Origin of the sequence: Flavonifractor sp. An92 (assembly GCF_002159175.1) — a bacterium.
Lineage (GTDB): Bacteria > Bacillota > Clostridia > Oscillospirales > Oscillospiraceae > Pseudoflavonifractor_A.
In genome coordinates this window covers 1-14,979 of sequence record NZ_NFGZ01000022.1, presented here as the reverse complement: position 1 = coordinate 14,979, position 14,979 = coordinate 1, and the positions used below count along the sequence as shown (strand labels likewise).

12 protein-coding genes and 1 pseudogene are annotated in these 14,979 nt (G+C 66.4%); 5 read left to right on the top strand and 8 right to left on the bottom strand.

All coding sequences use genetic code 11. The annotated features are described in order from the left end of the window. The first annotated feature begins 30 nt into the window (after nucleotides 1–30). From dnaB to ftsH, 4 genes are all read left to right on the top strand, one after another. Nucleotides 31–1,380 carry a replicative DNA helicase gene (dnaB, locus tag B5G43_RS12845; RefSeq protein WP_087262027.1) on the top strand — a complete coding sequence of 450 codons (1,350 nt, stop codon included), beginning with the start codon at nucleotides 31–33 and terminating at the stop codon, nucleotides 1,378–1,380. A gap of 9 nt (nucleotides 1,381–1,389) precedes the next feature. Next, on the top strand, nucleotides 1,390–2,787 hold the full coding sequence (gene tilS, locus B5G43_RS12840) for a tRNA lysidine(34) synthetase TilS (protein WP_087262025.1): 1,398 nt from the start codon (nucleotides 1,390–1,392) through the stop codon (nucleotides 2,785–2,787). Further along, nucleotides 2,774–3,319, top strand: coding sequence for a hypoxanthine phosphoribosyltransferase (gene hpt / locus B5G43_RS12835; protein WP_204244516.1), 546 nt, complete (start codon nucleotides 2,774–2,776; stop codon nucleotides 3,317–3,319). Before tilS ends, hpt begins: the two co-directional genes overlap by 14 nt. A 98-nt stretch (nucleotides 3,320–3,417) precedes the next feature. Then, nucleotides 3,418–5,382 carry an ATP-dependent zinc metalloprotease FtsH gene (gene ftsH / locus B5G43_RS12830; protein WP_087262022.1) on the top strand — a complete coding sequence of 655 codons (1,965 nt, stop codon included), beginning with the start codon at nucleotides 3,418–3,420 and terminating at the stop codon, nucleotides 5,380–5,382. Between the two features lie 48 nt (nucleotides 5,383–5,430). On the opposite strand, the gene B5G43_RS12825 is transcribed toward ftsH, so the two are convergent. Genes B5G43_RS12825 through B5G43_RS12790 form a run of 8 tightly spaced genes read right to left on the bottom strand, consistent with a single transcriptional unit; the run spans nucleotide 5,431 to nucleotide 14,492 of the window. Then, nucleotides 5,431–7,299, bottom strand: coding sequence for a glycoside hydrolase family 13 protein (locus B5G43_RS12825; RefSeq protein WP_087262020.1), 1,869 nt, complete (start codon nucleotides 7,297–7,299; stop codon nucleotides 5,431–5,433). A gap of 39 nt (nucleotides 7,300–7,338) precedes the next feature. Further along, nucleotides 7,339–9,570, bottom strand: a complete 2,232-nt coding sequence (locus B5G43_RS12820; protein WP_087262018.1) for a penicillin-binding transpeptidase domain-containing protein — start codon at nucleotides 9,568–9,570, stop codon at nucleotides 7,339–7,341. A 42-nt stretch (nucleotides 9,571–9,612) separates the two neighbouring features. Beyond that, nucleotides 9,613–10,125: a rod shape-determining protein MreD gene (locus B5G43_RS12815; protein ID WP_087262016.1), complete on the bottom strand. Its 513-nt coding sequence runs from the start codon at nucleotides 10,123–10,125 to the stop codon at nucleotides 9,613–9,615. A 12-nt stretch (nucleotides 10,126–10,137) separates the two neighbouring features. Beyond that, entirely contained in the window at nucleotides 10,138–10,980 is an 843-nt protein-coding gene (mreC, locus tag B5G43_RS12810) for a rod shape-determining protein MreC (protein WP_087262014.1), read from the bottom strand. Between the two features lie 20 nt (nucleotides 10,981–11,000). Beyond that, nucleotides 11,001–11,594 carry a Maf family protein gene (locus tag B5G43_RS12805; protein WP_087262012.1) on the bottom strand — a complete coding sequence of 198 codons (594 nt, stop codon included), beginning with the start codon at nucleotides 11,592–11,594 and terminating at the stop codon, nucleotides 11,001–11,003. 13 nt (nucleotides 11,595–11,607) lie between these two features. After that, the gene (gene dut, locus B5G43_RS12800; protein ID WP_087262010.1) at nucleotides 11,608–12,057 is read right to left on the bottom strand and encodes a dUTP diphosphatase; all 450 of its coding nucleotides are present in this window, start codon (nucleotides 12,055–12,057) and stop codon (nucleotides 11,608–11,610) included. Nucleotides 12,058–12,071: 14 nt separating this feature from the next. Next, nucleotides 12,072–14,156, bottom strand: coding sequence for a U32 family peptidase (locus tag B5G43_RS12795; RefSeq protein ID WP_087262008.1), 2,085 nt, complete (start codon nucleotides 14,154–14,156; stop codon nucleotides 12,072–12,074). Nucleotides 14,157–14,174: 18 nt separating this feature from the next. Continuing rightward, nucleotides 14,175–14,492: a cell division protein ZapA gene (locus B5G43_RS12790; RefSeq protein ID WP_087262006.1), complete on the bottom strand. Its 318-nt coding sequence runs from the start codon at nucleotides 14,490–14,492 to the stop codon at nucleotides 14,175–14,177. A 222-nt stretch (nucleotides 14,493–14,714) separates the two neighbouring features. Here B5G43_RS12790 and B5G43_RS12785 point away from each other — a divergent pair. Further along, nucleotides 14,715–14,979 (top strand): annotated as a pseudogene (locus tag B5G43_RS12785) (DNA replication protein DnaD); the annotation flags it as partial.

Below are 14,979 nucleotides of genomic sequence, written 5' to 3'. Positions count from 1 at the left end.
AATCTGATCCCCCGTGAGGTGAAACAAGACATGGCAATGGAAGAAGAGCTGCTGGGCCGGCAGATGCCCCACAGTGTGGAGGCCGAACAGGCCGTGCTGGGCTCCATGCTCATCGACGCCCGGTGCGTGCCCGAGGTCATCGAGCTTTTAAAACCCGAGGACTTCTACCTCCGGCAGAACCGGGAGATCTACGAGACCATCTACTCCATGTTCAACTTCTCCATGACCATCGACCCGGTGACGGTGCTGGACCACATGAAGCAGAACGGGGTGTACAACGACAACACCTCCCGCAACTATGTGCTCCAGCTCATGGAGATCACCCCCACCGCCGCCAACGTGAAGGAGTACGCCGGCATCGTCCGGGACAAGTCCCTCCTCCGCCGCATCGCCGAGACGGCCGGCGCCCTCACTGCCATGGTGCAGGAGGGCACCGGCACCGCCCAGGAGGTGCTGGAGGCCGCCGAGCAGCGCATCTATGCCATCCGGCAGGGCCGCAACGTCCAGGGCCTGGAGCACATCTCCAGCGTGATCCTGAGCGTGTACGAGCGCCTGGCCGAGCTGGCCGCCAGCGACCAGGCGGTCCCGGGCCTGAGTACCGGTCTTCCCGACGTGGACATGGCCATCTCGGGCCTCAACAAGTCCGACCTCATCCTCCTGGCCGCCCGCCCCGGCATGGGCAAGACCTCCTTCGCCCTGAACCTGCTGCTCCACGCGGGCAAGTTTTCGGGCAAGACGGTGGTCTTTTTCTCCCTGGAGATGAGCCGGGAACAGCTCTGTATGCGCCTCATCTCCGGCGAGTCCTTCGTGGACAACAAAAAGCTGGTCACCGGGCGGCTCAATGAAGAGGACTGGGGGCGCATCGCCGCCGCCTCCGCCGCCCTCAACAAGACCCAGATCCTCATTGACGACAACCCCTCCCTCTCCGTGGCCGACATGAACGCCAAGTGCCGCCGGGTGGATAATCTGGGACTGGTGGTCATAGACTACCTGCAACTGATGACCTCCGCCGGTGGTACCACCCGGCAGGGCGACAACCGCCAGCAGGTGGTGTCCGACATCTCCCGGGCCCTCAAAATTATGGCCAAGGAGCTGAACGTCCCGGTGCTCTGTCTGTCCCAGCTCTCCCGTGGCCCCGAGAGCCGCTCTGACAAGCGGCCCATGCTCTCGGACCTGCGTGAGTCGGGCGCCATCGAGCAGGACGCCGACATCGTCATGTTCCTCTACCGGGACGACTACTACAACGAGGACAGCGAAAACCACAACCTGGCCGAGTGTATCATCGCCAAGAACCGCCACGGCGAGACCCGGACGGTGGAGCTGCAGTGGCTGCCCGAGTACACCACCTTCTCCTCCATCGACCGGCGGCACAGCGAATAAGGAGACCCTATGCTGGACAACGCCCTTGCCCTCATCGACGAATACGCCATGCTCCCCGCCGGGGGAACGGTGCTCTGCGCCGTGTCCGGCGGGGCCGACTCCCTGTGTCTGCTCCACTTCCTCCGCGCTCTGGCGGAGGAGCGGGGCTTCACCCTCCACGCCGCCCACTTCGACCACCGCCTGCGGGGGGAGGAATCCACCGCCGACGCCGCTTTTGTGGAAAACCGGTGCGAAATGTGGAAGATCCCCTTCCACCTGGGCTCCGGCGATGTGGCGGAGGCCGCCCGGCGGGAGGGGACCGGCATCGAGGAGACCGCCCGCGCCCTCCGGTACGCCTTTCTGGAGGAAATCGCGGAAACCATCGGCGCCGACGTCATCGCCACCGCCCACAACGCCTCCGACAATGTGGAGACCGTACTGCTCCACCTCATCCGGGGCGCGGGGCTCCAGGGCCTCACCGGCATCCCGCCCCGGCGGGGCCATCTGGTGCGGCCCCTCCTCACCACTACCCGGGAGGAGATCGAAAGCTATCTGAAGGAGCGGGACCTGGACTGGCGGGAGGACTCCTCCAACGCCGACGACGCCCACGCCCGCAACTACCTGCGCCTCCAGCTCCTCCCCCGCATGGAGGAGCTCAACCCCCGCTTTCTGAGCGGGATGGAGCGCACCATCCGCCTGCTGCGGCAGGACAACGACTTTTTGAACGCCCAGGCCGCCCAGGTGGCCGCGCTGGGCCGCTGGGCCGAGGACGACCTGGTCATCGAGGCCCGGCACATCGCCTCCGCCCCCGCCGCCATCGCCCCCCGGGCGGTGCGGACCCTCCTGTCCATGCTGGGCAACGGCAGCACCGACTACGCCTCCACCCATCTGGAGGCGGTGGTGGACCTGGCCCGGGGGGACGACCCCTCGGCGATGGTGTTCCTCCCCGGTGGGCTCATGGCCCAGCGGGTCTATGGGGAGCTCCTCCTCACCACCCGGCGGGACCCCCAGGTGCTTCTCCCCTGTCCCCTGGAGCTGGATGGAGAGACCTGGCCGGAGGGCAGCTTGTATGGCTGCTCCTGCCGCCGCTGCGTGTGCCCCGAGGAGCCCGAACCCGGCGTGATGTATTTTTCGGAATTCACCGGCACGCCGGTGCTCCGGCCCCGGCAGACCGGGGACGCTCTGAAACTCCCCGGACGGGACACCAAGACGCTGAAAAAGCGCTTTATTGACCAAAAGATCCACCGCCGGGACCGGGAACGCTGCCCGGTGCTGGCGGATGAGGCGGGCATCCTGGCCGCCGCCCCCTTCGGACCGGAGGAGAGCCGTCTGGCCCGCCCCGGCCAGGATGCCTGGGCAGTGACCTTCCGGTCCCGCAGCACATCCACCACCACAGAGAGAAAGGAACATGATTATGCTGGAACATGACATTGACCACGTCCTCTTTAGCGAGGAACAGCTGAAAACCCGGGTCGCGGAGATCGCCGCCCAGATCGACAAGGACTATGAGGGGAAAGAGCCCCTCCTCATCAGCATCCTGCGGGGCTCCTTCGTGTTCATGGCCGACCTGGTGCGCCAGATCCACGTGCCCTGCACCGTGGACTTCATGGCGGTGTCCTCCTATGGCTCCGGCACCGTCAGCTCCGGCCAGGTGAAGATCGTCAAGGACCTGTCCGAGCCCATCGAGGGGAAGGACATCCTGGTGGTGGAGGACATCCTGGACAGCGGCAACACCCTGTCCTACCTCCTCAAGCTCCTGGAGGCCCGCCATCCCGCCTCCATCCGGCTGTGTACCCTGCTGGATAAGCCCGAGCGCCGCACCAAGCCCGTGGCCGTGCAGTACTCCGGCTTCTCCATCCCTGACGAGTTCGTGGTGGGCTACGGCCTGGACTATGACGAGAAGTACCGCAATCTGCCTTACATCGGTGTGTTGAAGCCCTCGGTCTACGGGGGCAAGTGATCGCCGCCCCCCGTCCCCGGGGCGCGGCAGACTGACAGGCGTGCCGTTCACTGCGGCGCGCCGGGGGGAGTGTCCGCTTTTTGAACAGAAAAGGAAGTATGCGCGACATCGGCTTTTCCCTGCTGGTGATCGCCATTCTGCTGCTCACCGTGTTCGCCATGCGGGACACCGGGAACCAGCCCACGCTGACCTACGGCGACGTGCGGCAGCTCCTGGAGCAGCAGAAGGTTTCGGAGGTGGTGGTGAACGACACCACCCTCATCCTCACCCTGCGGGAGGATGTGGGCTACGGCACCACCCGCCTGACCTATGAGCTGCCCAATTTCTGGGTGTTTTACAACGATTTCAACGACCTGCTGGCCAGCCAGAAGGACGCCGGTCTCCTGACCTACGACTACAAGCCCGGCTTCCAGCCGCCCTTCTGGATGAGCTTCCTGCCGTGGATCGCCGTGCCGGTGATCTTTGGCGCGCTGTGGTACTTCATGCTCCTGCGGCAGAACGGCGGAGCCGGCGGAGGCGGCGGCGTGGAGCGGACTTCCCGCTTCGGCCGGGCCCGCACCCGCACCGGCGACGACCAGACCAAGAAGGTCACCTTTGCCGACGTGGCCGGCGCCAAGGAGGAGAAGGCCGAGCTCCAGGAGATCGTGGAGTTCCTGCGGGACCCCAAGCGCTTCCTGGATCTGGGCGCCCGCATCCCCAAGGGTGTGCTGCTGGTGGGCCCTCCGGGCACCGGCAAGACCCTGCTGGCCAAGGCCGTGGCCGGTGAGGCCGGGGTCCACTTCCTGTCCATCTCGGGCTCCGACTTCGTGGAGCTCTATGTGGGCGTGGGCGCCAGCCGCGTCCGCGACCTCTTCGACCAGGCCAAGAAGGACGCCCCCGCCATCGTCTTTATCGACGAGATCGACGCCGTGGGCCGTCAGCGCGGCGCCGGCCTGGGCGGCGGCCACGACGAGCGGGAGCAGACCCTCAACCAGCTGCTGGTGGAGATGGACGGCTTCGGCTCCAACGAGGGCGTGGTGGTGCTGGCCGCCACCAACCGCCAGGACATCCTGGACCCCGCCCTGCTGCGCCCCGGCCGCTTCGACCGGCAGATCTACGTGGGTCCCCCCGACAGCAAGGGCCGGGAGGAGATCCTCCGGGTCCACGCCCGGAACAAGCCTCTGGCCGAGGATGTGGACCTGAAGGAGCTGGCCAAGGGCACCGGCGGCTTCACCGGCGCCGACCTGGAGAACCTGATGAACGAGGCGGCCCTCCTGGCCGCCCGGCGGCATGAGCGCTTCATCGGCATGACCGAGCTGCGGGAGGCCGTCATCAAGGTGGTGGCCGGCCCCGAGAAGAAGAGCCGGGTGGTCATCCAGCGGGAGCGGGAGCTCACCGCCTACCACGAGGCGGGCCACGCCATCGTCATCCACGAGCTGGAGACCCAGGACCCGGTCCACCAGATCACCATCATCCCCCGCGGCATGGCGGGCGGCATGACCATCTCCCTGCCCAAGGAGGACGTGTCCTTCCAGTCCCGGCGGTACCTCACCGAGCGTATCGCCGTGTGCCTGGGCGGCCGCTGCGCCGAGCAGCTGGCCCTGGGCGACATCTCCACCGGCGCGGGCAACGACCTGCAGAAGGCCACCGCCATCGCCCGGAACATGGTCACCCGCTTCGGCATGAGCGAAAAGGTGGGCAACGTGGTCTTTGACTCCGGCCACGACGAGGTGTTCATCGGCCGCTCCATGGCCCAGACCAAGAACTACTCCGAGGAAGTGGCCGCCCTCATCGACGAGGAAGTGAAGGCCCTCATCGACGGGGCCTACGCCCGCTGCGTGGAGATCCTCACCGCCAAGCGGAAGGAGCTGGAGCGCACCGCGGCCTACCTGCTGGAGTACGAGAACATGGACGCCGAGACCTTCGAGCTGGTGTTCACCAGCGACGAGCCGCTGCCTCCCCCCGACGGGGAGACCCTGGCCCGCCGGGCCCGGACCGACGCCGGTCCCGACCTGCTGCCCCAGGTGGAGGCCGAGAAGAAGCCCAGCAAGACCGATCTCCCCTCCGGGGAGCTGCCCCACTAAATCAAGAACGCCCGGACGGGCCGCGCTGCGGCCCATCCGGGCGTTTTGTTAACCTTGGAATCTGGTGATGGGGATGAGCACCCGGCCGGTGCGGGGCGGGAGCTGGGCGGTGAGGGCGCGGGTCCCCGGCGCGGGGAGCACCTCGCCGCTGAGCACGTCCCGGGCGGGCCAGGGCAGGTCCAGCGTGACCGCCTGGTCGCCGGTGTTCACCGCCACCAGCACGGTCTCCTTCTCCCACGTCCGCCGGTAGGCCAGCACATGGCCGTCGGCCTTTTCGTAGGTGATGGCGCCCTTGCGCAGCGCCGCATAGCGGTGGCGCAGCTGTCCCATGCGGGTGAACCACCGGATGAGGTCCCCGTTCTCCCGGCCCCAGGGATAGGGGCGGCGGTTGAAGGGGTCCTCGAAGCCCTCCATCCCGGCCTCGTCGCCGTAGTAAACGGTGGGGGAGCCGGGGAAGGTATACAGCACCAGGGCCCCCAGGCGGAGGAGCTCCATGCCCCGGGCCAGCTGCTCCGGCGTCATGCGGTAGTCGGCCCGCCAGCTCTTGGTGTACTCCAGGCAGGGGGATCCCACCCCCAGGAGGGTGAGGATGCGGGCGGTGTCGTGGGTGCCCAGGGCGTTCATGGCCGAGTAGTAGGCAAAGGGCGGGTAATTGGCCCTCAACCCCTCCATGGCCTCCTGGAAGAAGCGGGCGTCCTTGCCCAGCAGGAACTCAATGAGGGAGTTGCGGAAGGGGTAATTCATCAGGCCGTCGCAGTGGCCGCCCAGGATGTGCTTGCGGCGCACGCCGTAGGCGATCTTGTTGGAGCCGTCCTCCCACACCTCGCCGATGACCACGCCGTCGGGCTTGGTCTCCCGCACGGCCTCGTGGAGGGCGTGGACAAAGGTATCGGGCAGCTCGTCGGCCACATCCAGCCGCCAGCCATCCGCCCCCGCCTTGAGCCAGCGGCGGACGATGCTGTTTTCATCCCGGATCATGTAGTCCACATAGGCCGGCTCGCTCTCGTTGACGGCGGGGAGGGAGTAGATGCCCCACCAGGAGTCGTACTGGTCCGGCCAGTGGATGAAGTTGTACCACTTGCGATAGGGGCTGTCGGGGGACTGGGCCGCGCCGGGCACGCCGGTGTCGTAGGAGCCGTCGCCGTTGAAGTAGCGACTGACAAAGCCGGTGTGGTTAAAGACGCCGTCCAGCATGATGTGCATGCCCAGGGCGTGGGCCTCGTCGCAGAGCTGGCGGAAATCCTCGTTGGTGCCCAGCATGGGATCGATCTTCTCGTAGTCGCCGGTGCCGTAGCGGTGGTTCTCCGGGGCCTCGAAGATGGGACAGAAGTAGATGGTGTCCACCCCCAGCCCCTTCAGGTAGCCCAGCTTATCCCGCACGCCGTTGAGGCTGCCGCCGAAGAAGTCCCGGTTGCGCACCTCGCCGTGCTCGTCGGGCAGGTAGACCGGCTCCTCGTACCAGCCGGTGTGGACCGTCCGGCCGCCGATCATCCCCTTGGGATCGGGGATGCGCAGGCGGCGGAAGCGGTCGGGGAAGATCTGATAGGTGACCCCCTCGCCGAACCAGGTGGGCACCTGCTCGCGGTCGTCGTACACGGTGAGCTGATATTCCCCCAGCTCGGCCCAGCGGCCGTCCAGCCCCTCCATATGGAAGGTGTACCAGATAAGGCCCACATAATCCCCCACGTCCAGGGTGCCGGAATAGCAGTCCCGTTCCAGGTCCAGGCCGCTCCATGCCAGCTCCAAGCGGACGGTGCGGTTGTCCTGGCCCTCGAAGCGGGCGGACAGGGTCACATGGGAAAAGCCCCACGCCCGCAGAGGGCGGACGGTGAGGTGGACCGCAGTCCCCGACGGGACCGCGCCGTAGGGAGACTTGCAGGCGGGGTCTCTCGGGTCGAAAGTGCGGGGGTCAGTCATAATACGATCAGTCCAATCCTTGCAGAGTTTCGGAAATGGTCAGCGCAGGAGGGTGCCCTCGGACACCACGGTCTCGGCGCTGGTATCGGCGCTGAAATAGGCGGCCAGCACGTCGGCGGCGATGGCGGCCACAGAGGTACCGGAGCCGCCGTGCTCCACCGCCAGGGCGATGGCGATCTCGGGGTCCTCATAGGGGGCAAAGCACACCAGGATGGCGTCGGACTCGGCGGTGGCGGAGCCCACCTGGGCGGTACCGGTCTTTGCGCCCACGGTGACGGGCAGGTCTTTGAAGTAGGAGGAGACGCTGCCCTCGGTACCCAGGAGGTACATGCCGTACTTCACCGCGTCCAGGTTTTCCTGGTCGATGTCGATGTCGTCCAGCGCCTTGGGCTCCTTCTCCAGGATCACCTGAGAGTAGTCGCTGCTCTTGACGGTTTTCAGCAGATGGGCCTCATAGCGGGTGCCGCCGTTGACCAGCGTGGCGATGTAGTTCGCCAGCTGGAGGGGGGTACACAGGGTGTCGCCCTGGCCGATGGCGGCGGGGAGCAGCAGACCGCCGTACCACTCCTGGCCCAGGAGTTTGCTGGTCTCGGGGCTGGCCACATAGCCGGTCTTTTCGGGTAGCTCGATGCCGGTGGGCTGGCCCAGGCCGAACATGGCGGCGTACTCGTTGATGATTTCAATGCCCATGCGGTCGGCCATGGTGAAGAAGAAGATGTTGCAGGAGTCCCGCAGGGCCTCGCTGATGTTCTCCCAGCCGTGCTTTCCGCCGTACTCAAGATAATACCAGCAGGCGGGGTGGTAGTCGCCGTAGGGGTACTTCTGGCCCTCCGGGTACTGGAAGCGGCCGGTGTCATAGATCTCCTCGGTGGTGGTGGTATACCCCTCCTGGAGGGCGGCCACGCCGGTGATCATCTTGAAGGTGGAGCCGGGGGAGTAAGTGCCCCGGGTAGCCCGGTTCACAAAGGGGGTCAGGGGGTCCTGGCTCGCCTCAGCGAACTCGGTGGAATTTTTGTAGATATTGGGGTCGTAGGTGGGATAGGACGCCATGGCCAGCACCTCGCCGCTCATGTTCATCACCACGCCGGCGGCGCCCTCAGTCTGGTCGGTGAGGGTGGGGACCCACTTGGCCAGGGACTCCTCCAGGGCCTCCTGGAGGCGCAGGTCCAGGGTAAGGACCACGTTGTCGCCCGGCTTTGGCTCCAGAGTCTCGCCGGTCTCGCTGTCTACCAGCCAGCTCTCGCCCACCACCTTGCCCTCGGAGTTGGTCTCCACGGCCTGGGTGCCGGCCTCGCCCCGGAGGTACTCCTCAAAGGCGTTCTCTACGCCGTCGATGCCCACCAGGTCGTTCATATTATAGCCGTTCTTCTTGTAGTAGGAGTCCTCCGCATTCCACATATCCCCGGTGATGGCGCCCACCCGGCCCAGCAGATGGGAGGCATAGGAGGTCTTGTACTCCCGGGTGGTGGTGGCGTCGATGGTGACACCCTTCAGTTTATGCTCCTTCACCACACTGATGAACTGCACGTCCACGTCGGTGGCAAAGATGTATTCGGTGGTGGTGGCGTTCTTCTTGCGCAGGCTCAGCTCGTAGAGCACCCCCAGCAGGGCCCGGGCGTCCTCGTCGGAGACGCTGGGGTCCACCTCATAGTACTCCCGCATGGTCTGGAGGAGGGCGTCGGCGGAGATGGCTCCGTCGACGGTAGCGGAGGTCCCGTAGGTCCCGTCCTGAACGGCCTGGGCGGTGTTGCCGATCTCCTCCACGAAGCCGGAGAGGGTCTGCTCCTCCTCCTCGGGGGCCATGCCGATCTGTTCCAGGGCCTCCCGGGCCGGATCGGTCCACTTCATGGTCTCCATAAGGGAGGCAAAGGCCTTTTTCTGGGTATTGGTGGCCTGATCCAGGGTAAAGACGTAGGGCGCGGTCTGGGACACCGGGAAGGTGTCGGTCCAGGTGACCCCCTCGCTGTGGCAGATCTCCAGCAGCTTGAGGAGGTTGGCGTTGCGCTCGGCCTCCTCGCCCATGGCGCTCTCCTTGAGGGTCACCTGATAGGTGGAGCGGTTGGTCACCAGCACCCGGCCATTGCGGTCTACGATTTCGCCCCGGACGGCGTCCACCGTCTCGATCTGGGCGATACGCTTGGTGGAATTCTGGCGGTACTCCGCGCCGTGGATGATCTGGAGATCCCACAACACGGCAATGAAGAGGAGAAACAGCAGGGCCATGACGGCCACCACGGTATATAGTCTGAATTGGAAGTTTTTTCTATCCATGGATGTGCCCTTTCCTTGGCGGTGCGGTCCGGCCGGGCCGGATCAGAAGTGGGTGCGCTTGGGGACCCGCCGGAATACCCACAGGAAGATGGCATAGACCAGCGGCGTAAAGACCAGGGACCAGAGGATCTCCCCACCGGCCACGCGGAGCATGGCCTCCAGGGACTCCCGCTGATAGAGCAGACGCGGGAGGATGCGGGTCACGTCCAGGATCCCCAAAGAGAGCGCGGAGCAGAGCAGACACCCCAAAAAATCCTGCCGCAGGACGTACTGGGTCAAAAGGCCGGTGCCCAGCCCCAGCAGGGTCATGAGCACCACGAAGCCGCCGCCGGTGTGGTAGTACACCGCGGTGCCCAGCAGCCCCACCCCCAGGCCGAAGCCGGCGCCGCCGGAGGCTCCCTCCAGCACCGCCACCGCCACCACCGCCAGGGGCAGCAGCATGGGCTTGATGCCGTAGAAGGGATAGCGGGCTAGAATGTAGCACTCCAGAAACCAAACCGGCAGCAGTGCCAGGGCGTACACGCCCCACTTGACCAGAAAATCGTGTCGGGTCATCGGTACGCCCCCTTATTCCACGATGTCGAAGTTGGTGATGACGAACACCTGCTGCAAGTCGCTCAGGTCCGCCTCGGGCACCACCACGGCGTAGCGGGTCATGCCGGAGGGGTCGGTGCGCACCTCTTCGATGTAGCCCACCACCAGATCGGAGGGGTACAGGCCGCTCAGGCCGGAGGTGAGCACCTGGTCACCCGCCATGAACTCGCTGTTCTCGGGGAGGTAGGAGAGGCGGAGCTTCCCCTGCCCCATCAGCTCAAAGCTGCCCTCCAGGATGCCGGCGGTGTCGGTGCGGGCGATGAGGCCGCCCATCTCCAGGTCGGAGTCCACGATGGTCATGACGGTGGACCAGTTGGTCCCCACCTGATCGATGAGGCCCACCAGATTGCCGTACTCGTCCACCACGCAGTCCCCCTGCTCCAGGCCGAAGTCGCTGCCCTTGCTGATGGTCAGGGCGGAGTCCCAGTTGTCGGCGACCACGGCGGTGACGGTGGCGGCCTCGAACTGGAGCTCCCGCCGCTTCTCCTTCAGGCCCAGCAGATTGCGCAGGCGCTCATTCTCCTCGGCGTCGCTCTGGGCCTCCCGGAGCTCTTTCTCCAGCTCGGCGTAGTCCTTCTTGAGCTGCTCGTAGTCGGCCTCCAGCTCGCTCTGGCGGAAGGCGGCCTCATACCGGGCCTCGGTCCACTCCACCACGGCGTTGATGCCGTTGCGCACCGGGGTGGTGATGATCCCCACCAGATTGGACAGGGGGTGGGCAAAGCCCCCCATCAGCGCCGAGGTCAGGGCGATGATACACCCCAGCAGCACGGCAATGATGAGGATGAGTCCCCCGTTGTTGCGGAAAAAATCTTTCAAAAGGCGCGCCTCCGTTCTCCTCAGCGCCGCCGGGCGGCCAGCGCCAGACAGTGGACGCCCAGCCGGTCCAGGAGCCGGCCCAGCCGGCACACCGGCAGGCCCATCACATTATAGTAATCCCCCTGGATGCCCTCGATAAACAGGGCGCCGTAGCCCTGGATGCCGTAGGCCCCGGCCTTGTCCATGGGCTCGCCGGTGCGGATATAGTCCTCGATCTCCCCCTCCGAGAGCTCCCGGAAGGTGACGTCGGTGACCTCGTACTCGGTATACGCCTCTTCGCCCCGCAGGACGGTGACGCCGGTATACACCTGATGCCGGGCCCCCGAGAGGGCGGAGAGCATGCGGAAAGCGGCCAGCTCATCGGCGGGCTTGCCCAGAATGGTGCCCTCCAGGGCCACCACCGTGTCGGCGGCGATGACCAGGGCGTCCTGCCCGGCCTTGGCCGCCACCGCCTGGGCCTTCCGCCGGGAGAGGCGGCTGACCAGCTCGGCGGGGGGCAGCTCCTCCCCCAGGTTTTCGTCCACATCGGGGGAGATGACCTGGAAGCCGGTCAGCCCCATGCGCTCCAAAAGCTCCCGCCGCCGGGGCGACTGGGAGGCCAGAATGATGTCCATCGTTTTCTTCTCCTTATTTTCCCGTGGAGCCGAAGCCGCCCGCGCCCCGCTCCGTCTCGTCCAGGGTGTCCACCGGCACGAGGGTGGGCTGCACCACCGGCATCACCGCCAGCTGGGCCACCCGCTCGCCGGGCTCGATGGTGTAGGGGGTGTCGGACTGGTTGATGAGCCCAACCTGGATCTCCCCCCGGTAGTCGCTGTCGATGACCCCCACGCCGTTGGCGAGGGCCACCCCGTGCTTGATGCCCAGGCCCGAACGGGCAAACACCAGGGCCACATACTCCGCCGACGGCAGCGCGATGGCCACCCCGGTGGGGATGCGGACGATCTGGTGGGGCTCCAGCGTCACCGGCGCGTCGATGCAGGCGCTCAGGTCCATGCCCGCCGCTCCGGCGCTGGCGTAAAACGGAAAGGGAATGCTGTCCCCGATGTGGGGGGACACCGCTTTGATCTTCAGTTCCATGGGTCGTTCTCCTATTATTCCACGTCCCGGTAGTAAAGCCCCCGGGTATAGGCGCTGGGGGTCCAGTCCCCCGAACCGGCATACCGCCGGGCGATGGCGGCGCACTCCTTGGGGGACTCCAGGGTAAACATGAGCCGCTGGGCCCAGAGCCCCAGGCGGCGGTAGTCCCCGGCCTTGTCGGCCAGATACACCGGCTTGCCGTTCAAAATCTCGTTGCGGCAGCCCCAGGCCCGCACCACCGGGAACTTCTCCCCCTTGCGGTCGGTGAGGGTATTTTCCCCCTCCCGCTCGCAGGCATGGCGGCACACACCGCCGGTGCGGTTGCGGATGATGCAGTTTTCCATGATCATCAGGGGCAGGCGGCCGTAGGTGATGAGCTCGGTGTCCAGGGCCTTGGAGAGGTCCCGGATCTGGGCCAGCTTCAGCTCAAAGGACACGGTGGCCGAGGCGAGGCCCATCCGTTTGACCTCCTTGAGGGCCTGGGAGTTGTAGAGCTCCAGGCCGAAATCGCCCCGCAGGGTGAAGCCCAGCTCCTCCGGCAGGTCCAGAAGACCCAGATTGCCCACCAGGGCATCCTTCACGCCCATGTCCCGGGCGGCCTTGAGCTGATCCTTGAGGGTATCCCGCTCCTTGTCCCAGGCGATGCGGGGGAGGATCACGCCGAATTTCCCCTTCCCGGCCAGATCCGGGTGGGCGGCCAGCTCCTCCACCGGGACGTAGATGAGGGCCGGGTTCAGGGCCAGGAGCTCGTCGGTGATCTGCTCGGCGTGGCGTACCGACACGGTGAGCACCGGGGCCTCCCGGCGGTTCTCATAGCGCACGCCGGGCTGGAAGTCGCCGGTGCGGCGCTCCCTGGGCTTCACGCGCTGGGCGGAGAGCTCCTCCAGCGCCTGGCGGCGCAGGGCGTTCAGGCTGGCCGCCGAGAGGGCCAGGCCGCTGTCCAGCTTGGTGTGGACGGCGGCACAGCGGTAGGGGGTGCCGCCGGTGCGGGCGAGCTGCTTCTCCACGCCCTCGGCGGTGAGGGGCTTGGTCCGCGCCTCCTGGGGGGCCTCCCCCTCCACGGCGGCGGTGTGGCCGTCCTCGTCCCGGGCGGCCACCTTCACGGTCTCACCCCGGCGGACCACGGCGTAGAACTCCACCGGGACCCGCTGGGCCTCCCCGTCCTCATAGGTCTGCCGGGCCTGGGCGAAGAGCTCCTTGGGCTCCTTCTCCTCCTCCCGGACGCCGAACATGGCCGGACCGGTCTGGCCCTGGTAGAACCCGTCGGTGAAGCCCTGGCGGGAGAAGGCTTTCGTCAGCGCCTGCACCTCCTCGGGCGTGGGCTCCCGCCCCTCCCGGATGGCAGCGGCGTACACCCGGGTGACCACGGCCACGTACTCCGGGCGCTTCATCCGTCCCTCCAGCTTCAGGCAGGATACACCCATTTTCCGCAGCTCCCGCAGGTGCCCGGCCAGGGACATGTCCTTCAGGGACAGGGGGTTGCCGTCGGCCTTGCCGTTCCAGCCGTAGCGCAGGCGGCAGGGCTGAGCACACAGGCCGCGGTTGCCGCTGCGCCCGCCGATGACGGAGGACATGAAGCACTGGCCCGAGTAGCACATGCACAGCGCTCCGTGTCCAAAGACCTCGATCTCGATGGGGGAGCGCTCGCAGATATAGGCGATGGCCTTCCGGTCCAGCTCCCGGGACAGCACCGCCCGGGTCATGCCGAAGTCGGCCATGCGCTTGACGCCGTCCAGGTTGTGAACGGTCATCTGGGTGGAGGCGTGGACCGGCAGGTCCGGGGCGGCCTGCCGCAGCAGGCGCAGGATGCCCAGGTCCTGGACCAGCACCGCGTCCACCCCCAGGGCGCTGGCCCGGACGGCGCAGTCGATGGCGCCGGGCAGCTCCCGGTCGGTGACCAGAGTGTTGAGGGTGAGGTAGAGCTTACACCCCCGGAGATGACAATAAGAAACCGCCGCCGCAAACTCCTCTTCCGTGAAGTTCTTCGCGTTGCGGCGGGCATTGAAGTCGCCGTATCCCATATAGACGGCGTCCGCGCCGTTTTGTACCGCGGCGCGCAGCGCCTCCATGGAGCCGGCGGGCGAGAGCAGTTCCAGCATAGGGCCTCCTTTGTCCGCTTACTTCTTGCTGTTCTGGAGCTTGAAGATCTCCCGCTTGGCCTCGGAGAGCTCCATTTTCAGCTTGGTGCCCTCCTCCAGGTACTCCTTGAGCTGGCGGCGCAGATTCTCCGAGGTCTCCTGTTCCTTGTAGTACTCGTCGGCGATGTTCAGCGCGGCCAGGATGGCGGCGTTGGCCGCCGAAATGCGGCCGTTCTCCAGGACCTCCCGGACCTTGCTGTCCACATGGGCGGCCACCTTGCGGACGTAGCTCTCGTCCTCAGCGGCTACCACGTTATATTCCTGATCGGCGATGGTGACGGTGATGTGATTTCTCATGGTACGCCCTCCCGCGTATATTCGATCGGCCCCGCCGGACGGGCGGGCCGGATGTGTTCAGACTTGTCAATAGTATATCATAAATCCGGTGGAGAAAAAATAGGCACAATGTGAATTTTCCGCCTTTCTTCGCCCCAAATGCGAGCGCACTTTACCCCGCCGCCCCGTTGTGGTATGATGAAAAGACCGACCGCCCATCCCACTCGGAAAGGAGGACCTCCCATGGCGGACCAATTACTCTACCCCGGCAGCGTCCTGGCCCTGCGCGCCGACGCCGCCGACCGTCTGATGGCCTCCGGCAACGGGGACGCCGCCCTTCTGTACCTCCATCTGCTCCGGGCAGGCGGGCCCTTCCGCCCCCAGGGGGCCGTCCACGCCCTCAAATGGGACCCCGGCCGGGCGGAGGAGGCCTTTCAGGCCCTGGTGAAGCTGGGCCTGGCCGACGCCGCCCAGCGGGAGACCACGCCCCCCGCCCCCGCCGCTGAGG

Bases quoted from the DNA above. Each gene is read 5' to 3' on its own strand.
- dut (WP_087262010.1), bottom strand. From the start codon at position 12,057: ATGGAACTGAAGATCAAAGCGGTGTCCCCCCACATCGGGGACAGCATT.
- B5G43_RS12815 (WP_087262016.1), bottom strand. From the start codon at position 10,125: ATGACCCGACACGATTTTCTGGTCAAGTGGGGCGTGTACGCCCTGGCA.
- hpt (WP_204244516.1), top strand. From the start codon at position 2,774: ATGCTGGAACATGACATTGACCACGTCCTCTTTAGCGAGGAACAGCTG.
- ftsH (WP_087262022.1), top strand. From the start codon at position 3,418: ATGCGCGACATCGGCTTTTCCCTGCTGGTGATCGCCATTCTGCTGCTC.
- B5G43_RS12805 (WP_087262012.1), bottom strand. From the start codon at position 11,594: ATGGACATCATTCTGGCCTCCCAGTCGCCCCGGCGGCGGGAGCTTTTG.
- tilS (WP_087262025.1), top strand. From the start codon at position 1,390: ATGCTGGACAACGCCCTTGCCCTCATCGACGAATACGCCATGCTCCCC.
- dnaB (WP_087262027.1), top strand. From the start codon at position 31: ATGGCAATGGAAGAAGAGCTGCTGGGCCGGCAGATGCCCCACAGTGTG.
- B5G43_RS12790 (WP_087262006.1), bottom strand. From the start codon at position 14,492: ATGAGAAATCACATCACCGTCACCATCGCCGATCAGGAATATAACGTG.
- B5G43_RS12825 (WP_087262020.1), bottom strand. From the start codon at position 7,299: ATGACTGACCCCCGCACTTTCGACCCGAGAGACCCCGCCTGCAAGTCT.
- B5G43_RS12820 (WP_087262018.1), bottom strand. From the start codon at position 9,570: ATGGATAGAAAAAACTTCCAATTCAGACTATATACCGTGGTGGCCGTC.
- B5G43_RS12795 (WP_087262008.1), bottom strand. From the start codon at position 14,156: ATGCTGGAACTGCTCTCGCCCGCCGGCTCCATGGAGGCGCTGCGCGCC.